We start from the raw sequence: 23,971 nt of genomic DNA, 5'->3' as shown, positions 1-23,971 counted from the left end.
GCGCTCGAAGGGGCCGCGTCCGGCGTGTCGGACCAGCGGGGGTCGTCGACGGTCGGGCCGGGCTCGGCTGTGTATGACAACCGGGCCACCCTACCGGTGGACCCACCCGCCACTCGGGGCGACGCCGCCGCTTCCGGCCCGGGTGCGACAGGGGTCACAGATCATCGGGACCACGGGGTTTCGGCCGCGCACGGGGGTCACCGCGCCCGCAGCCGGGTCGTCACCCAGGCGCCCACCAGCGCCACCGCCGTCATCGGCAGGAACACCGCGGCGAAGGCGGCCGGGTGGGAACCGGCGGCGCTCGCCTCCGTCGCGGAGGGCGCGATGGAACCGCCGCCCAGCGCGGCGAACGCGGCGCCGACCGCGGAGAGCAGGATGACGTTGGAGAGGCCGTCGGAGATCTGCAGGGCGGCCGAGTTCGCCCCCGCCTCCTCGGGGGCGGACAGCTGCAGCAGCAGGACGCTGGTCGAGGAGATGACCAGGCCCATGCCGAAGCAGCCGAACCCCCAGGCGACGGCGACGGTCCAGACGGGGACCGCATGGATCAGCACACTCGGCGCCGCGACGATCGCGGCGGCGACCACGACCATGCCGAGCGTCATCAGGCGCTCCCGGTGAGGCTCCAGACGTGGTCTCGACTGGACGTAGGACCCCAGCGCCCAGGTGCCACCGCCCGCCGCGAGGGAGAACCCGGCCAGGGTCGGGGACAGTCCCCGCTGCGTGACGAGCATGAGCGGGACAAAGCTCTCCGCCGTGATGAAGGCACCGGCCGCGACTCCGCGCAGCAGCACCACGGACGGCAGCCCGCGGGCCGCGCGGTAGGTGCCGCGGGGCAGCAGTCCGAGCACCGCCGGGACCAGCAGTGCGGCGCCCACGGCACCGGGCAGGAGGGACAGCGGGCTCAGGTCCTGGGCCGCGTACTGGAGGAGTCCCGCGCCCAGTGAGATGCCGAAGGCCAGGCGGAGGCGGCGGACGTCGAAGGGGGCCGCGTCGGCCGGCTCGGCGGGACCGTCCGCCGAGCGCCGGATGCTGGGCAGTGCGAGTGCCAGCGGGAACACCACGAGCACCGGGATGCCGAGGAAGACCCAGCGCCAGCCGAGTTGTTCCGTCACCGCGCCCGAGGCCAGCGGGCCCACCACGGACGGGACCACCCAGCCCGCCGCGAACGCGGCCATGATGGCCGGCCGCAGCCGCTCCGGGTAGGCGCGGCCCACGACGACGTAGAGGGCGACGATCACGAGTCCGCCGCCGAGGCCCTGAACGGCCCGGCCCAGGATGAACTGCCACATCGACCCCGCCGTGCCCGCCAGCAGCAGCCCCGCGGCGAAGGCGCCGATACCGCAGGCCAGCGAACCGAGGGGGCCGCCACGGTCAGACCACTGGCCCGCGAGCACCATGCCGAAAAGGCTCGTCGTGAAATACCCGGAGAAGGCGAACGCGTACAGCGACAGCCCGTCCAGCTCCCGCGCCGCGACCGGCATCGCCGTGCCGACGGCCGTCGCCTCGAAGGCGATGAGCAGCACGACGGAGACGATGCCGATGCTCAGCGCGCGGTACGGGCGGCTCAGCACGCCCGCGGTGTTGTCCGGGGAACCGGACAGGGCCGCGTCGGCGACGTCGGTGTCGCGGGGATCGAGGGCTGCCATGCAGGTCAGGGTAAGGGGCTCGGTCGGGTTTGGCCCCTGTCCGGAGGCGGTGCCGGAGTGCGACCTTGGTCGTACGACCCGCCGTTCGTGAACGGCGCATGGCAGTCCCGTTGCAGCGCCGGCGATTCCCTTGAGCCCGCATTTCGCCCGACCGTACGGTCAATGCGTCAGGTCGGAACGAGTGAGCCGTGCCGCACCTGATCCTGGCCGTGCACCCGAGTGGTTCAGGGACCCGCCCGCACGGGGCGGGCTCCACCGCGGGAAGTCACGTGGGTTCCACGACCAGGAGCACGGCCGTGTGCCCGAGTGGTTCAGGGACTCGCCTGCAAAGCGAGTTACGCGGGTTCGATTCCCGCCACGGCCTCTGGTGCCTTGACCAGGCAAAACGAAAGGGCGGCACTCCATGGGGGTGCCGCCCTTCCGCTATGCCCGTCTCAGTTGGCGTACCGGCTCGCCCCACTGCGGGTCCGTCGGACGCTTCGACGGCGCCCAAGCCAGCCAATGGCGCGGTGAGTAAACGGGACGGTGGCAGCCCGAACACCCGGCAGTTGCAACTGACAGGTTTCGCTACCTCATCAACGCGGCCCGCCCACGGCAGGCCGCGCGTGCCGGTGGCCGTGCCCATCGCCGGCCTGCTCGCGCTGCCGTACGCGGACCTGCCCGGCTACCGCGAAGAGTGGCGGCCGTAGCCGCGCGGCTGAGCGCGCCGAGACGACAGCCGCCGCATAGGATCAGCAGGTGGCGCACAGTTTCGACGAGCTTGTAGAGATCCAGCGGGCGGCCAACCAGGCGCACAATCGGGTCGAGGAGCTACGCGACAGCTACGGGCCACCCGCCTCCAGCACGTGGACCGGCGAGCAGACCGAAACGTGGGAGACCGCCTGGCGGGCATGGCGCGACCTTGCCCGTGACGTCCAGACTGCGGTGACAGAGCATGCCCAAGAGCAGGGGCAGTCTCGGCACGAAGTCGAAGAGGCGCTGAAAAAGGCCGTGCGACACGGATACGAGGCCTGACAGTGCGAGGTCCCGCCGGGCATCACGCCGGCGGGGCGTCGGTCAAGTAGCGGGCCAGCTCGGCGTCGGTCTCGGTGTCGACCAGGAGGATGCGCGCCCCGTCGCGGCCGTGGTCGCCGACCTCCTCTCGAAACTTCTTGCGGGCCTTGCCTTCGCGCCTCCACCAGCCATCCATCAGCCGACGGCCGTCGAGGGCCGGGGTGAGGTGACAGCCGGTCGGCGTCATCCATGAACGGCACCCGTCCTGCCGCCGAGCACGGTCGGCGCGGCCAGTTCGGACAGTACGCCCGGCGTGTGGTCCCGACATAGACCGACCCACCGGGGACCGCTCCCCATGTCGACCACCCAGGTGCTGAGGCAGGTGTCGCCGCAGACCGTGCATCCGGCCAGGGCCGCGAGGTGGTCTCTCATCGCCGGCCACGTAGGGCGCAGGGGCGCGGGGTCGAGCCGGTCGGTGTCGACGCCGTGGCGGTGCAGCAGCTCGTCCACGTCCATGACGTCTCCTTCCGTTGCCCTGAGGTGGCGGGGAAAAGCCTACGCCGTAATATCGAACACGCGAACGACCCCGCGCCGTCGAAACTCGACTTGCTGCACTTCGCACACCGCGTCGTCGTCCAGCAAGCCACGGCCGCCCTCGCCCAGATCGACGGATGGATCGCACAAGAAGGGGAGCGCGAGACGCGGCAGCGGCAGGCCGAGGAGATGCGGCCTCCACCGCCGGAGTGGCTGCTCGAGCGGGACCTGAACAAGACCAACCTGGTCGCCGCTCACGTCGGCGACTGCTGGACCGTTCGGAAGAGCAGCCGATGGATCGGGGTGTCGCAGGTGGAGGCCCTCGGCGCGCCACGCCAACAGGTGCCCGCATGCACGCACTGCCGCCCGGACGCGGAGCTCGGCTTCCTGCCAGTTCGTATTCGGATGAGCGCGTACAACGACGCCCCGTCGTCCGTGGCGGGCGACGGGGCGGCTGAGGTGCGCCTACCGTGCGCGCTGAATATCAACCCGGCCGAAGGCCCATGAATCCACGCTGGCTGCAGGGATGCGGACGTAGCCGGTGCCGATGGCGAGCGGAATCTCCCAACCGGACAGGGTCCTCGCCTCGCTGAGGTGGAGGTACTCCTCGTTGTCCAACGATCCGCCTTCGGCAGCGAACTCTTCAGCAAAGAGCATCTTGTCGATGTCGTTGAGCAGCTTGATATTGACTTCCAGCCAGACAGCACGAGATATGAGCCGGCCGGTGATGACCGCGCCGTTGACGGTGATCGTGATGTCGAAACGGTCGGTGTCGCGGTTGACGCGCTTGATGATCCGCCCGAGCAGGCTGTCGCTAGTGGTCATGCGGAGAACCTACTTCGGATGGTGAGGCGTCTGGTCTGCGTCGTCAGTGCGGCTGGCTGGTGTTGCTGAGCCAGGCGTACGCCTCGGCGAGGTCCTTCAACGCGCTGGCGTTGTCGCCCCCATGTTTCGACAGCTCGGTGGCCGTCTTGGTGATGGCCTGGAAGAGGGTGAGGCGTGCGGTGTCCTTCGCCTCGTCGGTCTCGCGATCGAGCGCCATGGTGCTCCTTGGTCTGGTCGTGCGCGATGGTACTGGTGCCAACGGATGGGGCGGATCGGGCGGTTCCCGGTCACTCTCCTCGGCCGCGTTGGGGCAGGGGCAGCGCGGGCCCTTGGCCTCTCCGCTGAAGCTCAGCGGGCCCGCGTCGCGGCTGACGCCGGTCACGCCCTCCAACCGATCGAGGCGGGTCACGCAGAGGACCTCAACGCCCTGCCCCAGAAAGTGGCGGCATGCACGCACTGCCGGCCGGACACGGCGTTGGGGGTGCTCGACTGCAACGCCGGCCCGCCGGTCCCCACACTCCCGGGATCGGCGGGCCACTTGCGTTGTTCTGTCAGGCGGGCGCTGAGTGGGACGTTCATCCGATGGTGCTCTGCCTGCGGGTCGATTCCTCGCGAATGTCTGCCGCAAGGTGGCCGGTCACACCCCAGGCGATCACCAGCTGGGATACGTGCCGCAGATTGATGTTGGTGCGCATAGACGTCTCACGGAGCAGATCCCAGGCCTGAGCTGGGGTCAGGCGTCCGACGGCGACGATGACGCTGATCGCTTGGTCGACCGCGGCGTGTGAATCCACGGCGTTCTCAAGTTGAGAGACCTTGCTCCGAAGTTCATTGATCTGATCAACGGCGTGGTGTTCCGGTTCCGGGACCGCGCCAGGGAGCTCATTCGCGTGGGTTTCCACATTGCCTTCGCGGTAAGGGGATCGGCATTTCACGAATCGTCTGTCCGCCTTTGGGCCAGGCAAGCAGGATCCGTCTCACGGTCACACCGTGAACGGGTGCGGGCAAGTGAGGCGCGCAGGCGGCCCGTCTCGACCTCGGCAGCCCTTGGCCTGCTGAAACGCCCCCCACACTGCGTGGCTCGTGCGGGGGGCGTGATGCGTTGCGCGGACATCGAGGGTGTAGCTGGCAGGTGGAACAGCATGGACACCGGCACCGTGCGCCAGGCCACGGTCAGCGCAACTTGTACTTTTCGGCGCGGGCCCATGAGCCCGCTACGGCGGCACCCCAGGAGCACGGGCTGCCTGGAAGTCCCAGCCGACCTGGGACACCTTCCCAATAGATCAAATGTGACGCTGTCAGCGTTCCGGTGCATCTCGACCACGCGAGCGCGCCTCCCACTCGATGTGGTGCTGCGCATCCGGATGGGTGGGAGGCGTGCCTCGACTTCCTGCGACCTGAGCTGAGGGGGATGCCAGGGCGCGGGGTCGAGCCCATCCTGACCCGGCAGTTTCGGGGCCGCGAACCGTGGCAGCCATGCGGGTGGCGCGGGACCTCGCTCAGGGACACCCAGGATCAGCAGAACCGTGGCGGCTGTGTGGCGCGCATCGTGTAGTCGCCCGTCACGGACGTTCGCCTCGGTCAGCAAGGCCTTCCACTCAGCCCAGTCCCGGCGGTGGGACGGGCTACGGCCGTGCTCGTCCGGGAACACCAAACCACTTTCCACCCAGTGGCTCCCGGCGGTCTCCCGCTCCGCTTGCTGCGCCTTGTTGTGAGACCGCAGCAGGTCAACGTCCGCCGCGCTTGAAGCCGCGCAAGCCGACGGGCTCGCCGAAGCAGGCACAGAGCGCCTGCTGTACGGCCTGCTCACCGACGGCGTAGCCGTCGCCACCCTGGAAAAACTCGGCGCCACCCGCGACAAGATCCGCGAAGCGAGCCGCCTCTTCGACAACCCCACCTGACCGGCCTGCGCACGGCACCCCTCCCCTTGTGGCCGACGGCCTCGAAGACTCCCGGTCGGACGGGCCGTCACATGCCCCGCATCATGCCGCGGGCCACAGACAACGGGCCTGACGACAAGCGAGTTACGCGGGTTCGGTCCCCGCCGCGGCCTCTGCCGCCGGACCCGGAAAACGGAGAGGCGGCACCCTAGGAAGGGTGCCGCCCCGCGCTCCGGTTTCTCAGAGCTTGCCGCCGATCTCACATGCCCGGCACGGCGGGCGGCCGCAGGTGCACTGCATCAGGGCCTCGACGACGCCGCGGTCGTGGTAGAGGCACTCGTCCTTGCAGGTGTGACGCGGGATGAACCCGGCCGGGATCTCGCCGGGCCACGGCTCGTGACCGTCCCGGCAGCGGGCGAAGCGCTCGGGGTCGGTGGCGTGCAGGTCGTGCATGGTCGACCTCGCCTCGTCCTCGAGCTCCCGCACTCGCTCCACCAGGCTCTTCAGCTCGGCGGCCAGGCCGGAGTACCGCTCGGCGCCGGTCCTCACGTGCGCGGCACGCAGGGCCATCGCCGCGTTGCCGAGAAACCTGCCGGCGTCCTGAAGGTCGGTCACGTGATGCAATTGAATGCCGTTCACGCCACGTACCCATACGGCGTCCATATTGCTCACTGATCCGCCCTTCCGGCGTTCGCCTTTTCTCGCACGACGGCATGCGCGGCGCCGGTGCCTCCGCATAAGAAAAAAATGACCTGTTTACGGAACTTAAGGGTCCGGATCGAAACCGTCCAGCGAATTCGGCGTGAGTCGACTCACAGCAGACCCGAACCCGCAATCCGCGCTCGGCACCATAAGGGTGGGCCGACCCGGACCCCGGCGCCCGGTCAAGGGAAGACGATCACGGCGAAGATCCTCGGTGACCTTTCCCCGCAGACGGCAACCGAACCGGCCCGCACCGGTGATCTTGATTTCCGGTCGGCTTCGAGCGGTCGCCGCAATGCCCTCAAGTGGCCCTTGCGCTCTCCACTTGACGCATGGATAAGCGAGTCGTCCACTTGAAAAGAGAGCAACACTGGGATGTGGGCGCGGGCGAATGCCGGCCACGCCCTCGGGTTGACCGGCGTCCGCCGACATGCGGAGTGGTGATGGCAACCTACGAATACCTTTGCAGCCGTTGCGGGCCCTTCGACGTGAAAATGGCGATCGGGACTGCGCCCCCTGTTCACGGCTGCCCTGCATGCTCGGGCACCGCACGACGTGTGTTCACCTCGCCCGGCCTCGCGACGACCCCGCACGCGGTCGCCGCCCTGCACGACCGGCAGGAGCAGTCCCGCGAGGCTCCGGAAGTCGTGTCCGAAGTGCCGCGGGGCCGGGTGCCGGTCCGGCGCCCGCACCCCGCGTTGTCGCGGTTGCCGCGACCCTGAGGGCGGGTTGCGGGCGATCCCGCCCCGCGCGGACCGAGGAGGTGCGTCCCCGTGAGCAACGTGGGACTGCTCTTTGTCGGCGCGGTGCTGTTCATGAACGGGCTGTTGCTGCTCGGGAGGGTCGACCCCAAGTCCGCGGCGGTCTTCAACCTCTTCGTGGGGGCATTGCAGGTACTGACACCGACCTATCTCATCTTCACGGCCGGCGACGACCAGATGAAGATCCTGGCAGCGTCCGGGATCTACCTGTTCGGATTCACATACCTTTACGTGGGCATCGTCCTGCTCGCGGACATCGACAACATCTGTGTCGGCTACTACTCCCTCTTCGTCGCGATCGTCGCCCTCGGGTATTCGTTCGCCAATTTCCACCTGCTCAAGGACTATCCGTTCGGAGTCATCTGGCTCTACTGGGCCTTCCTCTGGTTCCTGTTCTTCCTGTTGCTCGGCCTCAGAAAAGTGCCACTGTCCGACTATGTCGGCTGGGTGACGGCGATCGAGGGCTGGGTCACCGGAGTCATTCCCGCGGCGCTGCTGCTTTCCGGTTACTGGAAGCACACCACGGAGATCGCCATCGCTCTCGGGGCCTTCGGGGTCGTCGTGTTCGCGGCGCTGTGGCCGCTCACCAGGAAATCACGGCAACCGGTTCCGGCCGGATCGACCGGAGGTACGGGCACACCGTCCTGACCGGATCTGAAATGAGAGGCTGTCATGCCCGAAGTCGTATTCAGTGTGGACCAGAGCAAGTCGATGCGTGACCAGGACGTGCCCGGACACAACAGGTGGCACCCGGACATCCCCAACGTCGCCATGGTGAAGCCGGGAGCGGAGTTCCGCATGGAGTGCCGTGACTGGACCGACTGCCAGATCGGCAACAACGACACCGCCGACGATGTGCGCGACATCGACCTGACCATCCCTCACATGCTCAGCGGCCCGATCGGCGTGGAGGGCGCCGAACCCGGCGACCTGCTCGTCGTCGACATCCTCGACCTCGGCCCCGTGCCGCAGCAGACCGGGGATGCGGCGGGCCAGAACTGGGGCTACACCGGCATCTTCGCCAAGGCCAACGGTGGCGGCTTCCTGACCGACTACTACCCGGACGCCTACAAGGCGATTTGGGACTTCCACGGGCAGCAGGCCACGTCCCGTCATCTGCCCGGTATCCGCTTCACCGGCATCACCCACCCCGGGCTGTTCGGAACGGCGCCGTCGTCCGAGATGCTCGCCCAATGGAACACACGTGAGCAGGCGCTGATCGACGCCGACCCGAACCGGGTCCCGCCCCTCGCGCTGCCGCCGGAAGGCACCAACGCGCTCGCCGGCACGGCCACCGGCGACCTCGCCGCGCGCATCGCCGCGGAGGGCGCCCGTACGGTTCCGGCCCGTGAGAACGGCGGCAACCAGGACATCAAGAACTTCACGCGCGGTTCGCGGGTGTTCTTCCCTGTGCACGTCAAGGACGCCAAGCTCTCGGGAGGCGATCTGCACTTCAGTCAGGGCGACGGAGAGATCACCTTCTGCGGCGCCATCGAGATGGGCGGCTTCATCGACTTCCACGTCGACCTGATCAAGGGCGGCATGGAGAAGTACGGCATCTCGACCAACCCGGTGTTCATCCCGGGCAACGTCGAGCCGCGGTACACGGAGTTCCTCACCTTCATCGGAATCTCCGTCGACCACGACACCGACACGAACTACTACCTGGACGCGACGCTGGCCTATCGCCGTGCCTGTCTCAACGCGGTCGAGTACTTCAAGAGGTTCGGCTACAGCGGGGAGCAGGCGTACCTGCTGCTCGGCTCCGCGCCCGTCGAGGGACGCATCAGCGGCATCGTCGACGTCCCCAACGCGTGCTGCTCGCTGTACGTCCCCACCGCGATGTTCGACTTCGAGATCCGGCCCTCCGCCGCCGGCCCGGCGACGGCCGACCGCGGCCAGTGCGCCCTGACCACCATCTGACCGGGCGACGTCCCCGCCCCCGCACCGCCTGCTTCGGGGGCGGGCGACTCACGCCGACACGGTCGCACCGGGGCCCGAGCCGTCGTCTGGATCAGGTCGGCTGAGAGACCGCGCCCTTCAGCCGACCCGACGCCGGTTCGGTCCGAACGACGGACCCTAGGCGTACAGTCCGCCGCCCGCCTGGTCCTCGAAGGCCTCGGGCCAGTAGCGCCAGCCGTCGTCCTGCGGCGTCCTCGGGGTCGGGTCGCAGGCGATCGGGTCGACCGCGGCGAGGGTCTCCGCCATCGTCGCGGCCAGCTGCTCGTAGGCGTCCGTCAGATCGTGCTCCGCGTCCAGTGCCTTCTCGCGGTGCACCAGCCAGACCGTGAAGGCCAGGGTGGAGATGTCCGCGTTGAGCGGGCGCAGCGTGGCGTCGGGCTCGCTCCAGCACAGCACCGCTCCGGTGGAGCCGTCCAGCACCAGGCTCGTGTCCTCCAGGAGATAACCGAGACGTATCAAACGGTCGGCCTCGGGCGGGAGTTCGTCCGCGGGGCCGCGGTCCTCGTCCGCGTAGTACTCGGCCAGGGTCGGCAGCGGCACGTCCGTGTCGAGTTCGTACCAGTAGCCGTTCTCCGGCAGGCCGACCTCACGCAGGAAGCGGCGGGTCGGCTCGTGCGTGAGCTTTCCGGGGAAGTCGACGTCCTCGAAACGCACGATCGAGGCGGAGCCGAACTCCTCGTCCAGCAGCCGCGAGGGCAGGTCGAGCGCAAGTCCCGTACCGGGACGGGCGATCCGGGCCAGCGGACGGATCAGCGCGGCCATCCGCCAGTACGGCGCGGGGTCGTCCCCCGCATCCTCGGCGAACACCGCCGCCAGCCGCTCGGAGGCCTGCGCCACCGCCTTGGCGCCGTACCCGTGCGAGGCGAACCGGCCCCGGGAGGTGACCAGTTCGTCGGTGACCGCGGCGAACCGCAGCAGCACCTCCAGCGAGGGGGCGAGCGGCGACAGGTCCATCAGGCCGGGATGGCGCGGGTGGACGTATGTCGTGGAGACCTCGCCCGTGGCGCCGTTCAGCACGAGGGACTCCAGGTCGCGGTCGACGGTGCGCAGTGCCCCTATGACCAGCTGGTCACGCAGCTCCTCGGCGAGCTTCTCCGCGTCGTCCACCAGCTCGGCCACCCGCCGCAGCGCGGGCCGCTCGCACAGCGGCCCGAACCCCAGCAGGGAGCTGCCGGAAGGCACTCCCGCCCCCGTCAGCAGGCGCCGCGTCTCCGCGTGCGTGATGTACGGATCGAGGTCCGTCCCGGCCAGCGTGATCACGCTGCCGACGTCGCTCAAGTCCATTGTTCCCCCGCGTACTTCGTTCCCGGAGCGCTCGCGTGGTCGATCTTCTTGGAGCGCCTCTCCCCCGACGCCGAAAACCATACGCCGCCGCACTGACAACGCCGCCGGATTTGCGGCGCGTCCCCGCCGTTCACCACGGACTCGTGACAAGAACCACACCGAGGACCGTCCACCGGCCGGGGTCCGTCAGGTGAAGTACACGCCGCCCAGCACGACGACGATCGCGGCGAGCACGAAGAGGAGGACCCAGCCCAGGAGCTTCCCGATCGCGGGCGCGGGCTCGTAGCGCTGCTCCTGGTCCGACGACGGGGTAGCGGGGCCCGGGTCGTCCGCGCCCTCTCCGGTGCTCACTGCCCCGTCACCACGGCAGCCTGAGGTCGGATCGGCAGGCGGTTGACCGGGCGGCCGGTCGCCGCCCGCACCGCGGACGCGATGGCCGCCGGGGAGGTGACCACCGGCACCGCGCTGACCGACTTCGCACCGAAGGGCGCGACCACGTCCCGTTCCTCGACGAGCTTGACGATCCGGATGTCGGGCGCGTCCAGCGCCGTCGGCAGGGAGTAGCCCGTCAGATCGGGGTGGCGGACCAGTCCGCGGGCCGTGCGCAGGTTCTCGGTGAGCGCGATGCCCACACCCTGGGTGACGCCCGCCTCCACGCGCGCGACGAGCTGCGCCGGGTTCAGCACCCGGCCGACGTCCTGGGCGAGGGCCAGTTCCACGACCCGCACCGAGCCGATCTCGATGTCCACGTCCACCACCGCGCGGATCGCGCAGAACGCGAGCCCCACGAAGGCGTCGCCCTGGCCGGTCTCGTTCAACGGCTCCGTCGGATGCGGGCGGCACTGCGCCGTGGCCCACAGCTCCTTGCCGTCCATCGCCTCCGTGACGGTGGTCGACAGCACCCCGTCGTACGAGGTGATCTTGCCGTCGGTGATCTGGAGCAGTTCGGTCGACATGCCGAACTTGTGCGCCAGGGGCTGCAGCAGCTGGGTACGGACCATCTTGGCGGCACGCTCCACGGCGCCGCCGGACACCCAGGTGTGGCGGCCCCGGCAGCCGGCCCCTGCCGACGGCTGGTCCGTGTCGACCGGTGCCACGTGCACCTCGTCGATACCGAGCGTTTCCTGGACGATCTGCCGGGCCAGCGTGGTGAAGCCCTGGCCGGTCTCGACGGCGGCGCACAGCACCGTCGCCACCCCGTCCTGCACCTTCACCGTGGCCGTGGAGACCTCGTCCGCGCCCTCCGCGCCGAGCATGTGCACCATGCCGATGCTGTAGCCGACACCGCGCCGCACGGCACCGGGTTCGCCCGCGCCCTCGGGGCCGCCGGGCAGCAGCCACTCGTCCTCGGGGGTGTCCTTGGGGAGCGCGGGCAGCGGGTGGTCCCTGACCGCCTCGAGCAGCTCGGCGACGGGTGCCGGGCAGGTCACGGTCTGGCCGGTGGGCAGGATGTCGCCCGTGGCCATGACGTTGCGCAACCGCAGTTCGGCCGGGTCGAGCCCGAGCTTCTTGGCCAGCTTGTCCATCTGGGCCTCGTAGGCGGCGCACACCTGCATCGCGCCCTCGCCGCGCACATGGCCCGACGGCGGGTTGTTGGTGCGCACGGCCCAGCCCTCGATGAAGGCGTTCGGTACGACGTAGGGGCCGCAGGCGAAGGAGACCGCCGCGGCGAGCGCTTCCGAGGACGTGTCCGCGTAGGCGCCGGCGTCCAGCAGGATCTGCGCCTCGACCTTCACCAGATTGCCCTCGGCGTCCGCGTGGTGGCGGTAGCGCAGAAGGGTGGGGTGGCGGTGGACGTGCCCCAGGAAGGATTCCTCGCGCGTCGCGGTCAGCTTGACCGGGCACCCCGTCTTCAGGGCGAGCAGTCCGAGCGGCAGTTGGAAGCCCTGGTCCTCGCGGTCCGCGCTGGCGCCGGGCACGCCGGTGACGACGACCTTCACCCGCTCGGGCTCGAGGCCGTAGACCGCGGCCGCGCGGTCGCGGTCGGTGTGCGGGTCGGTGGAGGCGATGTACAACTCGACCCCGCCGTCGGGCCGGGGCACGGCGAGACCCGCCTCCGCACCGATCGGGGCGGGGTCCTGGCGGCCGATGCGGTACAGGCCCTCGACGACGATCTCGCCGAGCGCGTCGGGGTCGCCGTGGCGCAAAGGGATGTGGCGGATCAGGTTGCCGTCGGGGTGCAGCGGCTCGGAGTCGAAGGCCTGTTCGGGATCGGTCACCGGGTCGAGCACCTCGTACTCGACGATGACGGCGGCGGCGGCCATGCGTGCGGTGTCGGGGTGGTCGGCGGCGACCGCCGCGATGGCCTCCCCGTGGTGACGTACGACCTCGGAGGCGAACACGGGCCGGTCGGCCGTGCCCCGTCCGTGGACAGCCTCGCCGGGAATGTCCTCGTGGGTGACCACGGCCCGCACACCCTGCATCTCGCGCGCGTGGCTGGTGTCGATGGACAGGATCCGCGCGCGCGGATGCGGCGAGCGCAGCACGGCGGCCCACAGCAGTCCCTCGGCCCACAGATCGGCCGCGTACGGGAAGGTGCCCTCGGTCTTCGCCCCGGCGTCGGTGGACGGCAGGGAGGCGCCCAGGCCGTGCGGCAGCGGCTCGGGGGCCGGTGCGGCCTCCGCGGTGGTCGCGGTGGCGGCTTCGTTGCTCACGCCTGGCCTCCGTCCTGGCCGTACGGGTGCTGGTCGGGGTCGGCGCCGTCGAACGCGGAGGGGTGCACACCGCCTGCGCCCGGACCGGCCTGGTGCGGGATGCGCGGCTCGTCGCCGCCGGTCGCGGACTCGGCCTGCGCGTGGGCCCCGCGCTCGGCGACGACCTCCTTGACGGCCTCCACCACGCCTCGGTAGGCGGAGCAGCGGCACAGGTTGCCGCACAGGGCCTGGCGCGTCTCCATCTCGGTGGGCGCCGGGTTGCCCTCCAGGAGGTCGTGCACGGTCATCGCCATCCCGGGGACGCAGAAACCGCACTGCACGGCGCCGCACCGGGCGAGCGCCCGTTGCACGTCCGAGGGCTGTCCGTCGGCGGCGAGGCCCTCCACCGTGCGCACCTCGCTGCCCGCCGCCGTCACGGCGGGCACCAGGCAGGACGCGACGAGCCGTCCGTCGACCTGGACGTTGCAGGCGCCGCACTCGCCCTGCGAACAGCCGTCCTTGGCGCCCGCGAGGCCGAGCCGCTCGCGCAGCACGTACAGCAGTGACTCGCCGATCCACGCGTCGGTCACGGGCCGGTCGGCGCCGTTGACCCGCAGGACGTAGGACGCCAGCGGGTGTTCGTCGTGCGCCCCGGCGGGGCCGCGGGCCGGCTCCTCCGCCTCGGCGGCCTCGGCCGCCGGTTCCGGATCGGCTTCGGGAGCCTGTTCGGCCTCGGACGCCTCGACGGCCGTGGACGGCTCCTGTGCCGCCTCAGGCGCCTCGGGAACACCGGGGGGCCCGGCGTTCCCGTACGGCCCGACGGACGGCTCTGCAGGGACCTCGACGGGCGCCTGCGCGGCACCGCCCGGTGTCTCCTCCGACCACGGCTGTCCGGCCGCGCTCGTCGCCCAGGGGGCGGCGGCGCCCCCCGGCAGGGTCGCCGGCGGACTGCCGCCCCACTGCTCGACGAGGGCGGAAGTGCTGAACTCGCCCGATTCGTCTGGAAGATCACCGTTCGCCACGGGGATCGACCACTGTCCGGTGACGTCGTGCCCGGAGGCCGGAGCCTCCTGCGCGGCGGCGTCCTCGAAGTTCCACTGTCCGGTCGCACCGGGCTGGTAGGTGAACCGGTCGCCGGAGCCCTCCGGGCCGGCGGCGCCGGGATCGGGCCACCGGGCACCCTCCGCGGGCGCGCCCCACGCTTCGTCGCCCTGCGGCTGCGCGGCCGCGCCCGGCGCCGCGGTGAACTGCGGGGGCACATAACCGTGACCGGGCGCGGCCAGCGGGCTGTCGGAGGCCAGCAGCGCGTCGATGCCGCCCTCGGGCAGCTGCACGAAGGCCGTGGCGCCGTCGTCGTAGTCCCCTTGCGGCAGCCGCTCCCAGGAGCCGCGGGCGCGCCCCTGAGGGCCGCCCTCCCGGTGCTGGTCGTCGGTCACGACAGCGCCCTCCCCAGTGCTCGTCGGGCCAGCGCGGCGACGGTGCGCCGCAGGTGCAGTACGGCGGGCGGCAACTGCTCCACGGTGCCGTCCTCCGCCGGAGCGGGATCCGGGATGCAGGCGGCCGCGACGTACTCGCCGAAGGCGGTGAGCGCCTCCGGGACGATCGCGCGGTTGTTGTCCCAGTCGATGAGCTGGGCGACCCACTGCTCGGCGTCCAGGGGGCGCAGCGGCATCGGCGCGATGGCACCGACGGCGCAGCGCACCCCGCGCCGGGCGGGGTCGAGGACGAGCGCCACTGACGCGACGGCCCGCCCGGGACCGGTGCGTCCGGTCGCCTTCAGGAAGACCTGGGGGGCATGCAGCAGCGGTACACGCACGTAGCCGACGAGTTCGCCGGCCCGGAGCAGCTCCATGCCGGCGAGCAGATGCGAGACCGGGATCTCACGGCGGGTTCCGTTCGTGCCCGCGATGATCAGCGTGGCCTCCAGTGCCGCCAGCACCGGAAGCGCGTCCCCGGTGGGCGCGGCCGAGGCGATGTTGCCGCCAAGGGTGCCGGCGTTGCGGATGTGCGGCGGACCGGCCGCCCGCGCGGCGGCGGCGAGGGCGGGGATGAGGGCCGCGAAGTCGGGACGGCCCATGCGCGCGTGGGTGAGACCGGCGCCGAGCAGTGCGTGGCCGTCCTGGTACTGCCAGCCGCGGATCTCACTGATGCGACCGAGACCGACCAGCGCGGCGGGCCGCAACTGACCGGAGTTGACCGCGGCCATGAGGTCGGTGCCGCCCGCCACGGGGACGGCGGCCGGCATGGCGGCGAGCGCCGCCACGGCCTCGTCGAGAGAGGCGGGCAGCGTCACGGCCTGCGCCGCCTGCGGTGCGTGCGTGGTCAAACCGGCTGCCCCTTCCCGCTGCCCCACCTGGTCCCACCTGTGTTGCCGTACGGTACGTGCTGACAGGGCGGACGTGGCAACTCTGGCACATCTTCCCGGGTCCCTGACGCAGGGGTCCGCTAGGAGGCATTCGCCCTCTCACCAGGTCGATGGTCCGTTTTGCAACAAGTTCGCAAATGCGGGCGAATTTCCGCTCTTCGGTGACCCTTGTGCCGCTTTTCCCATGCCGGGTCACGTTTCCAGGGAGCCGGGTCCCCCGGCTCCCTGTCCCGGGCCTCCTCACACGTTCGGGGGGGCACCCTCGATCGGGCGTCCGAGCACACCGGGTCGCCGCTGCCACGGCAGCGGTCCGGCGGGCGGCCGGTAGGCGACGCCCAGGGCGTCGAGCCGGGGGTAGTGGGCGGTCATCCGCCGCTCGAAGTCCGCGAAGTCGCGGTCCGCGGGCGCGGGCAGATCGCTCCAGACGGCCTCGGCGAAGGCGGCGAGCCGGGGAAACGTCTGGTAGTCCACGCGCCCCGGGTCCTCCATCACCTCGGTCCACACATTGGCCTGGGCCCCGAGGACGTGACGCGCCTGTTCCTCGGTCAACTGGGGCGGAACCGGCTCGAAACGGTAGACGTCCTCCAGCGTGCGCACGTACCCGATGGGCACGGGCTCGTCCGCTCCGGCGTCCTGACGGTGGTCCAGGTACACCTGCTGCTCCGGGCACATGACGACGTCGTGGCCGCTCCGCGCCGCCGTGACCCCGCCCGCGTAGCCGCGCCACGAGGACACCGCGGCGCCGTCCGCGAGGCCGCCCTCCAGGATCTCGTCCCAGCCGATGAGCCGGCGGCCGCGCGCCGTGAGCCAGGTGTCGAAGTGCCGTACGAACCACGACTGGAGTCCGTCCTCGCCGGCCAGGCCCAGTTCGCTGATGCGCGCCTGGGCGGCCGGGGACTTCCGCCACTGGTCCTTGGCGCACTCGTCGCCGCCGATGTGGACGAACGTCGAGGGGAACAGTTCCAGGACCTCCTCGAACACCCCCTCGTAGAACCGCAGGGTGGCGTCGGTGGGGGCGAGCACGTTCTTCGAGACGCCCCAGTCGTCCCAGACCGAGAGGGAGCCCGTGTCGACGACATCGCCGTTGCCGAGTTCCGGATAGGCGGCGATGGCGGCCTGGCTGTGCCCGGGTACGTCGATCTCGGGAACGACGGTGATATGCCGCTCGGCCGCGTACGCCACGATCTCGCGGATGTCGTCCTGGGTGTAGAAACCGCCGTGCGGCTTCTCCTCCCACAGTGGGGAGGCACGATGGCCGTATCTGGTGCGCGCCCGCCAGGATCCGATCTCGGTGAGCCGCGGATACCGCTCGATCTCCAGACGCCAGCCCTGGTCGTCCGTGAGGTGGAAGTGGAAGACGTTGAGTTTGTGGGCGGCCATGAGATCCAGGTAGCGCAGAACGCCGTCCTTGGGCATGAAGTGCCGGGCCACGTCGAGCATGAGACCGCGCCAGCCGAAACGGGGTGCATCCTCGATGATCCGGTGCGCAATTCCGTGGACGAGTCCCGGACGCACGGGGGCACGCCGAAAGGCGTCGGCGCCGAGCAGCTGACGCAGCGTCTGGGCGCCCCAGAACACCCCGGCCGGGCCGCCGCCGCGGATCTCGAGCCCCCGGCCGACGACGGCGGAGAGTTTGTACGCCTCGGGCTCCAGTTCGTCGTCCAGGCACAGCCGCAGCGAATTGGCGCCGTCCTTCGGACCGGGCGTCAGAGGCAGCCCGAGGGCCGGCCCCAGGGTGGAGCGCAGCCAGCGTTCCGTGGTCCCCGTACCAGGTCCGGCCCACAGGGTGGTGTCCTCGTCGAGCTCGACACCGCAGCGTGTGGGGCCGTCGACGGCGCGTGGCGCCGGAATCAGTTCCATCACGTCAGTCCTCAATCCTTGAGAGATCCGCCCAGCCCCGATACGAGCCGTCGTTGCACGACGACGAAGAAGACCAGGACCGGAATGGTCATCACCGTCGACGCGGCCATCACGCCTCCCCAGTCCGGCTCATCGGGCTTGTAGAACACCAGAAGTGCCATCGGGAGAGTGGACTGCGAAGTGTCGCTGATGATGAACGACTTGGCGAACAGGAAGTCGTTCCAGGCGGAGATGAAGGAGAACACACTCGTCGCCACCAGGCCGGGCAGTACGAGCGGGAAAAGTATCTGCCACAGGAATCGCGCCCGGCTCGCCCCGTCGAGATGGGCGGCCTCCTCCAGCGCCTCGGGAACCGCCTTCACAAAACCCCGGAGCATCCAGATCGCGAACGGCAGCGAGAAGGCGATGTGGGGCAGGATGAGCGCGCCGAGGGTGTTGAGCTGTCCGAGGTCCCGCATCAGGAAGAACAGCGGGATCGCCAGGGCTTCCACGGGCACCGTCTGGGCGACCAGAAACATGATCAGCAAGGTCGTCCGGAAACGGAAGCGGAATCGCGTCACCGCCGTCGCGGCGAGAAACGCGATCAGTGCCGAGGCGACGACGACGCAGCCCGCGACGACAAGGCTGTTGAGGAAGTAACGGCCGAATTCCTGCTGCCCGAAGACCCGGCGGAAGGAATCCAGGGTCGGCGATCCGGTCCACGGACGCGGACGGGTCGACTCGATCTCGCCGGCCGGCTTCACGGCGCTCAGCACCATCCAGTACAGCGGAAAGGCGACCACCGCCGCGATCAGCAGCGCCGACGCCTCCGCCGCCGACCGCCAGGGACGGCGCACGGATCCGCGCACAAGATTCACGAGGGTCACAGCTCCTCCCCCTGCCTGCGCAGCAGCCGCAGATAGCCGAGTGTGACGGCCAGCAGGATCAGCAGGGTCACCACGCCGATCGCCGAGCCGAGGCTGTACTCGGATGACGCGAACGCCTTTTGGTACGCGTACACGTTCAGCACCAGGTTCTGCCCGGCGATGCCGCCGCCGTTGGTCATCACGTAGATCTGTGTGAATACCTTGAAGTCCCAGATGACCGACTGGATGGTGACGACGGCCAGGATCGGGCGCAGCATCGGCGCGAGCACCGACCGCCAGATCCGCCACTGCGAGGCGCCGTCGAGTGCGGCGGCCTCCAGCACCTCGGCCGGGACGGCACGGATACCCGCGTACACCGTCACCATCACGAACGGGAAGGAGCACCACACGACTTCGAGCAGCACGAGGAGGAACGCGCTGTAGCGGCCGTACGTCCACGAGTGGTCGCCGAGTCCCAGGAGGCGGTTCACCGGGCCGAAGTCGGGGTCGAACAGGAACAGCCAGACCGTGGAGCCCGTGACGGCCGGGGTCGCCCATGCCCCGAGGGCGGCCAGCATCAGCGCGAGCCGCGGCACGGCACGGACGCGGGTGAGCAGCACGGCGAGCGCGCAGCCGACGGCCAGGGTGCACAGGACGCAGGCCGCCGCGAACACGACCGTGGCCAGCAGCACCGACCAGAACTGGTCGTCCGAGAAGAGGGTCGTGTAGTTCCCGAGCCCCCGGAAGCTCGTCGGCTTGCCGCCGCTGACCTGGGCCTGGGTGTACTCCAGGACCGAGATCAGGCCGAGCTGGTAGACGGGGTAGACGAGCAGCCCGCCGAGCACGACGAGGGCGGGGGCGAGATAGAGCCACGGGGTGCGGCCCGCTCGCCGCGCTCCCTGTGTGCGTGTCACGGTCGTGGTGGCGGGCGGGTGCCGGTCCACGACCGTGTCCGGAGCGGCCACCCGCTCAGCCCGCGGAGCCGAACGCGTCGTTCATCTTCTTCGCCGCCGCCGCCGAGGCCGCCCGCACGTCCTTCTTGCCGCTGACGATCTCCTGGAACATCGTCGGCAGGACGAGCGAGGCGTCGATCCGGGCCCACGCCGGGGACACGGGTACGAACCTGGTGCCCGCGGCGAGCGTCCGCACGAACGGCTCGACGAACGGCTCCTCGCGCGCGACCTGCTCACGCACGTCCGTGAACGTCGGCAGGAAGCCCATGGCGTCGAAGAGTTCCTGCTGGGTCCGCTTCGAGGCGAGCCGCTCCATGAGGTCGACGGCGAGGCTCCGGTGCGCGGTGCTCTTCAGGACGCCGATGTTGTTGCCGCCCGCGAACGCCGGCGCGATCTCGCCCACCTTCAGGCCCGGCAGCGGTACGACGGCGTACTTGCCCTTGACCTTCCCGGCTTCGACCGCCTGGTGGCTGAAGTCGCCGCCGATCGCCATGGCGGCCTTGCCCGCGGCGAAGGCGGTGACCGTGTCGTTGCCGCCCATTTCTGCACACTTGGCGGCGGGGCAGTTGCCGTTGCCGAAGAGCGAGGTGTAGGCGGAGATGCCCGCCCTCGCGGCGGTGCCGTCCACGGCCGCGCTGTACGAACCACCGCTGCCGACGGCGAGTTCACCACCGTGGGCCCAGATGAAGGGCAGCGCACCGTAGGTGTAGGCGCCGCCGACGGCGAGGCCGTACAGACCGGGCCTGGCCGCGTGGACGGCGCGCGCGGTCTCCACCAACTGCGCCAGCGTCTTCGGGGGTTGCAGTCCCAGCTCCTCGAAGACGTCGGTGCGGTAGTAGAGGGCCCGGACTCCGACGAAGTACGGGGCCCCGTAGACGCGGCCGTCGACGGTGACGGACTGGCGTGCGGTGGGGTCGGTGTCCTTGGACTCGCTCCAGGCGGTGAAGTCCTCGGTGACGTCGGCGAGTCCGCCGTCCTTGACGTAGCCGGCGGTGTCCGTGTTGCCGTACTCGATGACGTCGGGCGCGCTCTTCGGGTCGTTGAAGGCGGCCTTGACGCGCTGGGCGCGGGTCTCGACGGGGATGTACTCGACGGTGACGTCGGCGCCGTCGTGGGCCTTCTCGAAGGCGGCGACTGCCCGGTCGACGACCTGTTCCTTGGGCTTGTTGTCGACCTCCTGGAAGAGCCACACCCGCAGGGTCCCGGTCTTCTCGTCCTTTCCTGAGCCGGAGCCGTCGGCGGTCTGAGGGGCGCACGAGGTGGCGGTGAGGGCCGCGAGCAGAAGGGCGGCCAGACGGGTGGCTGGGGCAGAGAGCTTCATGGAGCATCCTCCGGAGCTGAGCGCGTTGCAACATGCGCAATGGCTGTTTTGCTCTGCACAACACATCGGAGGCTAGGGACTACATGAACATGACGACAAGAGGTCTCCACCACTCTGTGACCGCCTTACGCACCCCGTGCAACGGCAGTGCCCCGACAGAAGACACAAAAGCCCCCGGAGTGCATGAAGTGCACTCCGGGGGCTCAGCAGATGCCCGGCGGGAGGCCGATCGCTACTTGTCGCCACCCTTGCCGTCGTCGCCGCTGCCCATGGAGTCGTAGATCTCCTTGCACATGGGGCAAACTGGGTATTTCTTCGGGTCGCGACCCGGTACCCACACCTTGCCGCACAGCGCGACGACGGGCGTACCGTCGAGGGCGCTCGCCATGATCTTGTCCTTCTGGACGTAGTGGGCGAAGCGCTCGTGGTCACCGTCGCCGTGCGACACCTGCGGCGTCGGCTCTACGAGGGTCCCCGTACCAGTGCCGCGCTCGGGCTCAAGAGTGCTCATAGGGCCAAGAGTACTGAAGACTCCCACGCATCAGTTGAGCGTAGGGTCGTCCGGGTAGGTGGCCACCATCGCCAGCTCGCTGCGCTGTCGCCGCAGCACCTCCCGCCACAGCCGCTCCGGCTCCGGGGAGGACACGTCGCCCGGTTCCGACTCGACGACGTACCACGCGCCTTCCACGAGCTCGTCCTCGAGCTGTCCCGGACCCCAGCCCGCGTACCCGGCGAAGATGCGCAGTGAACCGAGGGCCTTGGCGAGCAGCTCCGGCGGTGCCTCCAGGTCGACAAGGCCGATCGCCCCGTGCACCCGCCGCCAGCCGAGCGGGGCACGCTCCCCGGACCCGCCGGGGATCACCGCCACGCCGAGCGCCGAGTCCAGCGAGACCGGACCGCCCTGGAAGACGACGCCGGGTTCGCCCGCGAGTTCCGCCCAACCCTCCAGGATGTCTCCCACGTCCACCGGGGTGGGGCGGTTGAGGACCACACCGAGCGAGCCCTCCTCGTCGTGGTCGAGGAGGAGCACCACAGCGCGGTCGAAGTTCGGGTCCGCCAGGGCGGGTGTGGCCACGAGCAGCCGCCCTGTGAGCGAGGACACCTCGGTCATGGCAGACATGATCCCGCATCTTGCCTCCACGTGGAGAGGCAATGCGGGTACGCGGGTGAATGCGGTCGGTGACCGGACAGGCCGCCTGGTGAGGGCCCGTTCCCGAGAGGCGCCGGGAGAGCGGAGGGCGGGTGGCCGACGCGCGGGCGCCCCGTGACACGTGGTAACCCCGTGCGTCCGGTTACGCACGGTTCGTGTTGTGGCAAAGCTATGACGTAGCCCGGAGGTCCTCGGGCTTACTTGCGGGGGGTGGACGGCCATTACGCTTACGTCTCCGGCCCCTGCCCAACTCCACGGAACGCGAGATCCATGACCGTCAACGACGATGTCCTGCTTGTCCACGGCGGAACCCCCCTGGAGGGCGAAATCCGTGTCCGCGGCGCGAAGAACCTCGTGCCGAAGGCCATGGTCGCCGCCCTGCTGGGCAGCGCGCCGAGCCGCCTGCGCAACGTTCCCGACATCCGCGACGTGCGTGTGGTGCGCGGACTGCTGCAACTGCACGGTGTGACGGTCCGTCCGGGCGAGGAGCCCGGCGAGCTGGTGCTGGACCCGACGCACGTCGAGAGCGCGAACGTCGCTGACATCGATGCCCACGCGGGCTCGTCGCGCATCCCGATCCTCTTCTGCGGCCCCCTGCTGCACCGGCTGGGCCATGCGTTCATCCCCGGCCTCGGCGGCTGCGACATCGGCGGCCGTCCCATCGACTTCCACTTCGACGTGCTGCGGCAGTTCGGCGCCACCATCGAGAAGCGCGCGGACGGCCAGTACCTGGAGGCGCCCAAGGGGCTGCGCGGCACGAAGATCCGGCTGCCCTACCCGTCCGTCGGCGCCACCGAGCAGGTCCTGCTGACGGCCGTGCTCGCCGAGGGTGTCACCGAGCTGTCCAACGCGGCCGTCGAACCGGAGATCGAGGACCTCATCTGCGTGCTGCAGAAGATGGGCGCGATCATCGCGATGGACACCGACCGCACGATCCGCATCACCGGTGTGGACAAGCTCGGCGGCTACGCCCACCGCGCCCTCCCGGACCGTCTGGAGGCCGCCTCCTGGGCGTCGGCGGCGCTGGCGACCGAGGGCAACATCTACGTCCGCGGGGCGCAGCAGCGCTCGATGATGACGTTCCTGAACACCTACCGGAAGGTGGGCGGCGCCTTCGAGATCGACGACGAGGGCATCCGCTTCTGGCACCCCGGCGGCCAGCTGAAGTCCATCGCGCTGGAGACGGACGTGCACCCGGGCTTCCAGACGGACTGGCAGCAGCCCCTGGTGGTCGCCCTGACGCAGGCCACGGGCCTGTCGATCATCCACGAGACGGTCTACGAGTCCCGTCTCGGCTTCACCTCCGCGCTCAACCAGATGGGCGCACACATCCAGCTCTACCGCGAGTGCCTCGGCGGCTCCGACTGCCGCTTCGGGCAGCGCAACTTCCTCCACTCCGCGGTCGTTTCGGGCCCGACCAAGCTCCAGGGCGCCGACCTCGTCATCCCCGACCTGCGCGGCGGGTTCTCGTACCTGATCGCGGCCCTCGCCGCCCAGGGCACGTCACGGGTCCACGGCATCGACCTCATCAACCGCGGCTACGAGAACTTCATGGACAAGCTCGTGGAGCTGGGCGCGAAGGTCGAGCTGCCGGGCAAGGCGCTCGGCTGAGGCCACCAGGACAGCGCTAGGGGCGGCCACCCGAACCGGGTGGCCGCCCCTTCGGCCTTACCGGGCCCGTACGCCGTCCCGAGGAGCGTCTGCGGGCCTCGTTACGCCGTCCCGTGGCGGTACGGCCTGTGTTGCGCCGTTCCGTGACGGTACGGCCTCGTACGCCGTCCCGCGGCGTACGACCGGCAAGGTCACTTGCCCTTGGCGGCTTCCTTGAGCTTGGAGCCCGCGGAGACCTTCACGCTGTAGCCGGCCGGGATCTGGATGGGGTCGCCGGTCTGCGGGTTGCGCGCGGTGCGAGCGGCACGGTGGGTGCGCTCGAAGGTCAGGAAGCCGGGGATGGTGACCTTCTCGTCGCCCTTGGCGACGATCTCGCCGACGGTCTCGGCGAACGCGGCCAGCACGGCGTCGGCGTCCTTGCGGGTCACCTCGGCGCGGTCGGCCAGCGCGGCCACCAGCTCACTGCGGTTCATGTTGTTACTCCCGTGTTCTTCTTGCCGTTGAGGCGTGCCACGCGGCGGAGCCGCATGATGGGCACGGCGAAGCCGATGCTGCCAGGGTCCTCGGTGGGTCCCCGGACCCGGGTCCGTCGTCAGACCCTCGCGCCCGAAGACGCATCCTGCCCCCACCTGCGGCGGGAAAGCCA

27 protein-coding genes and 1 tRNA gene are annotated in these 23,971 nt (G+C 70.2%); 9 read left to right on the top strand and 19 right to left on the bottom strand.

Annotation, left to right across the window (positions count from 1 at the left end; all coding sequences use genetic code 11):
• Positions 1 to 197 precede the first annotated feature (197 nt).
• On the bottom strand, positions 198 to 1,646 hold the full coding sequence (locus tag ADL25_RS12905; RefSeq protein WP_059127834.1) for an MFS transporter: 1,449 nt from the start codon (positions 1,644 to 1,646) through the stop codon (positions 198 to 200).
• 292 nt (positions 1,647 to 1,938) lie between these two features.
• Here ADL25_RS12905 and ADL25_RS12900 point away from each other — a divergent pair.
• From ADL25_RS12900 to ADL25_RS12895, 3 genes are all read left to right on the top strand, one after another.
• Positions 1,939 to 2,010: transfer RNA gene (locus ADL25_RS12900), tRNA-Cys, on the top strand.
• Positions 2,011 to 2,155: 145 nt separating this feature from the next.
• Positions 2,156 to 2,335 carry a DUF6221 family protein gene (locus ADL25_RS48950; protein WP_147317919.1) on the top strand — a complete coding sequence of 60 codons (180 nt, stop codon included), beginning with the start codon at positions 2,156 to 2,158 and terminating at the stop codon, positions 2,333 to 2,335.
• Between the two features lie 49 nt (positions 2,336 to 2,384).
• Positions 2,385 to 2,660 (top strand): hypothetical protein, encoded by a 276-nt coding sequence (locus ADL25_RS12895; RefSeq protein WP_059127833.1) that lies wholly within the window; start codon positions 2,385 to 2,387, stop codon positions 2,658 to 2,660.
• Positions 2,661 to 2,682: 22 nt separating this feature from the next.
• Here ADL25_RS12895 and ADL25_RS12890 read toward each other — a convergent pair whose 3' ends face one another.
• Complete coding sequence (locus tag ADL25_RS12890) at positions 2,683 to 2,886, bottom strand: hypothetical protein (protein ID WP_059127832.1); 204 nt, start codon at positions 2,884 to 2,886, stop codon at positions 2,683 to 2,685.
• Positions 2,883 to 3,155 (bottom strand): hypothetical protein, encoded by a 273-nt coding sequence (locus tag ADL25_RS12885; RefSeq protein ID WP_059127831.1) that lies wholly within the window; start codon positions 3,153 to 3,155, stop codon positions 2,883 to 2,885. The genes ADL25_RS12890 and ADL25_RS12885 overlap by 4 nt, the downstream gene beginning before the upstream one ends.
• Between ADL25_RS12885 and ADL25_RS46020 the strand changes: the two genes are divergently transcribed.
• Positions 3,132 to 3,680 carry a DUF6233 domain-containing protein gene (locus ADL25_RS46020; RefSeq protein ID WP_234380886.1) on the top strand — a complete coding sequence of 183 codons (549 nt, stop codon included), beginning with the start codon at positions 3,132 to 3,134 and terminating at the stop codon, positions 3,678 to 3,680. The genes ADL25_RS12885 and ADL25_RS46020 overlap by 24 nt on opposite strands.
• Here ADL25_RS46020 and ADL25_RS12875 read toward each other — a convergent pair.
• From ADL25_RS12875 to ADL25_RS12870, 3 genes are all read right to left on the bottom strand, one after another.
• Positions 3,639 to 3,998, bottom strand: coding sequence for a hypothetical protein (locus tag ADL25_RS12875; RefSeq protein WP_059127829.1), 360 nt, complete (start codon positions 3,996 to 3,998; stop codon positions 3,639 to 3,641). The two genes, ADL25_RS46020 and ADL25_RS12875, sit on opposite strands and share 42 nt — an antisense overlap.
• A gap of 43 nt (positions 3,999 to 4,041) precedes the next feature.
• Positions 4,042 to 4,215, bottom strand: a complete 174-nt coding sequence (locus ADL25_RS48945) for a hypothetical protein (RefSeq protein WP_159044920.1) — start codon at positions 4,213 to 4,215, stop codon at positions 4,042 to 4,044.
• Positions 4,216 to 4,573: 358 nt separating this feature from the next.
• Positions 4,574 to 4,900 (bottom strand): ANTAR domain-containing protein, encoded by a 327-nt coding sequence (locus tag ADL25_RS12870; protein ID WP_063805625.1) that lies wholly within the window; start codon positions 4,898 to 4,900, stop codon positions 4,574 to 4,576.
• An 888-nt stretch (positions 4,901 to 5,788) separates the two neighbouring features.
• Here ADL25_RS12870 and ADL25_RS52165 point away from each other — a divergent pair.
• A complete protein-coding gene (locus ADL25_RS52165) occupies positions 5,789 to 5,899 on the top strand; it encodes a hypothetical protein (protein ID WP_374203143.1) in 111 nt (36 codons plus the stop codon).
• A 219-nt stretch (positions 5,900 to 6,118) separates the two neighbouring features.
• Here ADL25_RS52165 and ADL25_RS12865 read toward each other — a convergent pair whose 3' ends face one another.
• Complete coding sequence (locus tag ADL25_RS12865) at positions 6,119 to 6,541, bottom strand: hypothetical protein (protein WP_059127827.1); 423 nt, start codon at positions 6,539 to 6,541, stop codon at positions 6,119 to 6,121.
• Between the two features lie 371 nt (positions 6,542 to 6,912).
• Here ADL25_RS12865 and ADL25_RS52160 point away from each other — a divergent pair, with 371 nt between their 5' ends.
• The 3 genes from ADL25_RS52160 to fmdA are packed head-to-tail and all read left to right on the top strand — an operon-like array spanning position 6,913 to position 9,264.
• Positions 6,913 to 7,302, top strand: coding sequence for an FmdB family zinc ribbon protein (locus ADL25_RS52160; RefSeq protein WP_365299171.1), 390 nt, complete (start codon positions 6,913 to 6,915; stop codon positions 7,300 to 7,302).
• A 51-nt stretch (positions 7,303 to 7,353) separates the two neighbouring features.
• A complete protein-coding gene (locus ADL25_RS12855; RefSeq protein WP_059127825.1) occupies positions 7,354 to 7,989 on the top strand; it encodes an AmiS/UreI family transporter in 636 nt (211 codons plus the stop codon).
• A gap of 24 nt (positions 7,990 to 8,013) precedes the next feature.
• Positions 8,014 to 9,264: a formamidase gene (fmdA, locus tag ADL25_RS12850; protein ID WP_059127824.1), complete on the top strand. Its 1,251-nt coding sequence runs from the start codon at positions 8,014 to 8,016 to the stop codon at positions 9,262 to 9,264.
• 156 nt (positions 9,265 to 9,420) lie between these two features.
• On the opposite strand, the gene ADL25_RS12845 is transcribed toward fmdA, so the two are convergent.
• From ADL25_RS12845 to ADL25_RS12800, 11 genes are all read right to left on the bottom strand, one after another.
• Positions 9,421 to 10,587: an SUKH-4 family immunity protein gene (locus tag ADL25_RS12845; RefSeq protein WP_059127823.1), complete on the bottom strand. Its 1,167-nt coding sequence runs from the start codon at positions 10,585 to 10,587 to the stop codon at positions 9,421 to 9,423.
• A 186-nt stretch (positions 10,588 to 10,773) separates the two neighbouring features.
• Complete coding sequence (locus tag ADL25_RS48940) at positions 10,774 to 10,938, bottom strand: hypothetical protein (RefSeq protein ID WP_159044919.1); 165 nt, start codon at positions 10,936 to 10,938, stop codon at positions 10,774 to 10,776.
• Positions 10,935 to 13,241 carry a xanthine dehydrogenase family protein molybdopterin-binding subunit gene (locus tag ADL25_RS12840; RefSeq protein WP_059127822.1) on the bottom strand — a complete coding sequence of 769 codons (2,307 nt, stop codon included), beginning with the start codon at positions 13,239 to 13,241 and terminating at the stop codon, positions 10,935 to 10,937. Before ADL25_RS12840 ends, ADL25_RS48940 begins: the two co-directional genes overlap by 4 nt.
• Positions 13,238 to 14,656: a (2Fe-2S)-binding protein gene (locus tag ADL25_RS12835; protein ID WP_059127821.1), complete on the bottom strand. Its 1,419-nt coding sequence runs from the start codon at positions 14,654 to 14,656 to the stop codon at positions 13,238 to 13,240. The genes ADL25_RS12840 and ADL25_RS12835 overlap by 4 nt, the downstream gene beginning before the upstream one ends.
• On the bottom strand, positions 14,653 to 15,546 hold the full coding sequence (locus tag ADL25_RS12830; RefSeq protein ID WP_059127820.1) for an FAD binding domain-containing protein: 894 nt from the start codon (positions 15,544 to 15,546) through the stop codon (positions 14,653 to 14,655). The genes ADL25_RS12835 and ADL25_RS12830 overlap by 4 nt, the downstream gene beginning before the upstream one ends.
• Before the next feature lie 279 nt (positions 15,547 to 15,825).
• A complete protein-coding gene (locus ADL25_RS12825; RefSeq protein ID WP_059127819.1) occupies positions 15,826 to 17,445 on the bottom strand; it encodes a beta-N-acetylhexosaminidase in 1,620 nt (539 codons plus the stop codon).
• Positions 17,446 to 17,456: 11 nt separating this feature from the next.
• Positions 17,457 to 18,302: a carbohydrate ABC transporter permease gene (locus ADL25_RS12820; RefSeq protein ID WP_059127871.1), complete on the bottom strand. Its 846-nt coding sequence runs from the start codon at positions 18,300 to 18,302 to the stop codon at positions 17,457 to 17,459.
• Between the two features lie 5 nt (positions 18,303 to 18,307).
• A complete protein-coding gene (locus tag ADL25_RS12815) occupies positions 18,308 to 19,234 on the bottom strand; it encodes a carbohydrate ABC transporter permease (protein ID WP_059127872.1) in 927 nt (308 codons plus the stop codon).
• Between the two features lie 25 nt (positions 19,235 to 19,259).
• Entirely contained in the window at positions 19,260 to 20,564 is a 1,305-nt protein-coding gene (locus tag ADL25_RS12810) for an extracellular solute-binding protein (RefSeq protein WP_059127818.1), read from the bottom strand.
• A 232-nt stretch (positions 20,565 to 20,796) separates the two neighbouring features.
• Entirely contained in the window at positions 20,797 to 21,075 is a 279-nt protein-coding gene (locus tag ADL25_RS12805; protein WP_079050316.1) for a DUF3039 domain-containing protein, read from the bottom strand.
• Between the two features lie 30 nt (positions 21,076 to 21,105).
• Positions 21,106 to 21,675, bottom strand: a complete 570-nt coding sequence (locus ADL25_RS12800) for a YqgE/AlgH family protein (RefSeq protein ID WP_059127816.1) — start codon at positions 21,673 to 21,675, stop codon at positions 21,106 to 21,108.
• 309 nt (positions 21,676 to 21,984) lie between these two features.
• Here ADL25_RS12800 and murA point away from each other — a divergent pair, with 309 nt between their 5' ends.
• Positions 21,985 to 23,325, top strand: coding sequence for a UDP-N-acetylglucosamine 1-carboxyvinyltransferase (gene murA / locus ADL25_RS12795; RefSeq protein ID WP_059127815.1), 1,341 nt, complete (start codon positions 21,985 to 21,987; stop codon positions 23,323 to 23,325).
• A gap of 191 nt (positions 23,326 to 23,516) precedes the next feature.
• Here murA and ADL25_RS12790 read toward each other — a convergent pair whose 3' ends face one another.
• Positions 23,517 to 23,798: an HU family DNA-binding protein gene (locus ADL25_RS12790; RefSeq protein ID WP_007382399.1), complete on the bottom strand. Its 282-nt coding sequence runs from the start codon at positions 23,796 to 23,798 to the stop codon at positions 23,517 to 23,519.
• Between the last annotated feature and the right edge of the window lie 173 nt (positions 23,799 to 23,971).

Source organism: Streptomyces sp. NRRL F-5122 (genome assembly GCF_001507435.1).
Lineage (GTDB): Bacteria > Actinomycetota > Actinomycetes > Streptomycetales > Streptomycetaceae > Streptomyces > Streptomyces lannensis.
The sequence above is the reverse complement of the archived record's forward strand: the minus strand, read 5'-3'. Positions and strand labels throughout refer to the sequence as shown.

Bases quoted from the DNA above. Each gene is read 5' to 3' on its own strand.
- ADL25_RS12905 (WP_059127834.1), bottom strand. From the start codon at position 1,646: ATGGCAGCCCTCGATCCCCGCGACACCGACGTCGCCGACGCGGCCCTG.
- ADL25_RS12890 (WP_059127832.1), bottom strand. From the start codon at position 2,886: ATGACGCCGACCGGCTGTCACCTCACCCCGGCCCTCGACGGCCGTCGG.
- ADL25_RS12885 (WP_059127831.1), bottom strand. From the start codon at position 3,155: ATGGACGTGGACGAGCTGCTGCACCGCCACGGCGTCGACACCGACCGG.
- ADL25_RS12875 (WP_059127829.1), bottom strand. From the start codon at position 3,998: ATGACCACTAGCGACAGCCTGCTCGGGCGGATCATCAAGCGCGTCAAC.
- ADL25_RS48945 (WP_159044920.1), bottom strand. From the start codon at position 4,215: ATGGCGCTCGATCGCGAGACCGACGAGGCGAAGGACACCGCACGCCTC.
- ADL25_RS12865 (WP_059127827.1), bottom strand. From the start codon at position 6,541: ATGGACGCCGTATGGGTACGTGGCGTGAACGGCATTCAATTGCATCAC.
- ADL25_RS52160 (WP_365299171.1), top strand. From the start codon at position 6,913: ATGGATAAGCGAGTCGTCCACTTGAAAAGAGAGCAACACTGGGATGTG.
- fmdA (WP_059127824.1), top strand. From the start codon at position 8,014: ATGCCCGAAGTCGTATTCAGTGTGGACCAGAGCAAGTCGATGCGTGAC.
- ADL25_RS12845 (WP_059127823.1), bottom strand. From the start codon at position 10,587: ATGGACTTGAGCGACGTCGGCAGCGTGATCACGCTGGCCGGGACGGAC.
- ADL25_RS12825 (WP_059127819.1), bottom strand. From the start codon at position 17,445: ATGGAACTGATTCCGGCGCCACGCGCCGTCGACGGCCCCACACGCTGC.
- ADL25_RS12810 (WP_059127818.1), bottom strand. From the start codon at position 20,564: ATGAAGCTCTCTGCCCCAGCCACCCGTCTGGCCGCCCTTCTGCTCGCG.
- ADL25_RS12805 (WP_079050316.1), bottom strand. From the start codon at position 21,075: ATGAGCACTCTTGAGCCCGAGCGCGGCACTGGTACGGGGACCCTCGTA.
- ADL25_RS12800 (WP_059127816.1), bottom strand. From the start codon at position 21,675: ATGACCGAGGTGTCCTCGCTCACAGGGCGGCTGCTCGTGGCCACACCC.
- murA (WP_059127815.1), top strand. From the start codon at position 21,985: ATGACCGTCAACGACGATGTCCTGCTTGTCCACGGCGGAACCCCCCTG.
- ADL25_RS12790 (WP_007382399.1), bottom strand. From the start codon at position 23,798: ATGAACCGCAGTGAGCTGGTGGCCGCGCTGGCCGACCGCGCCGAGGTG.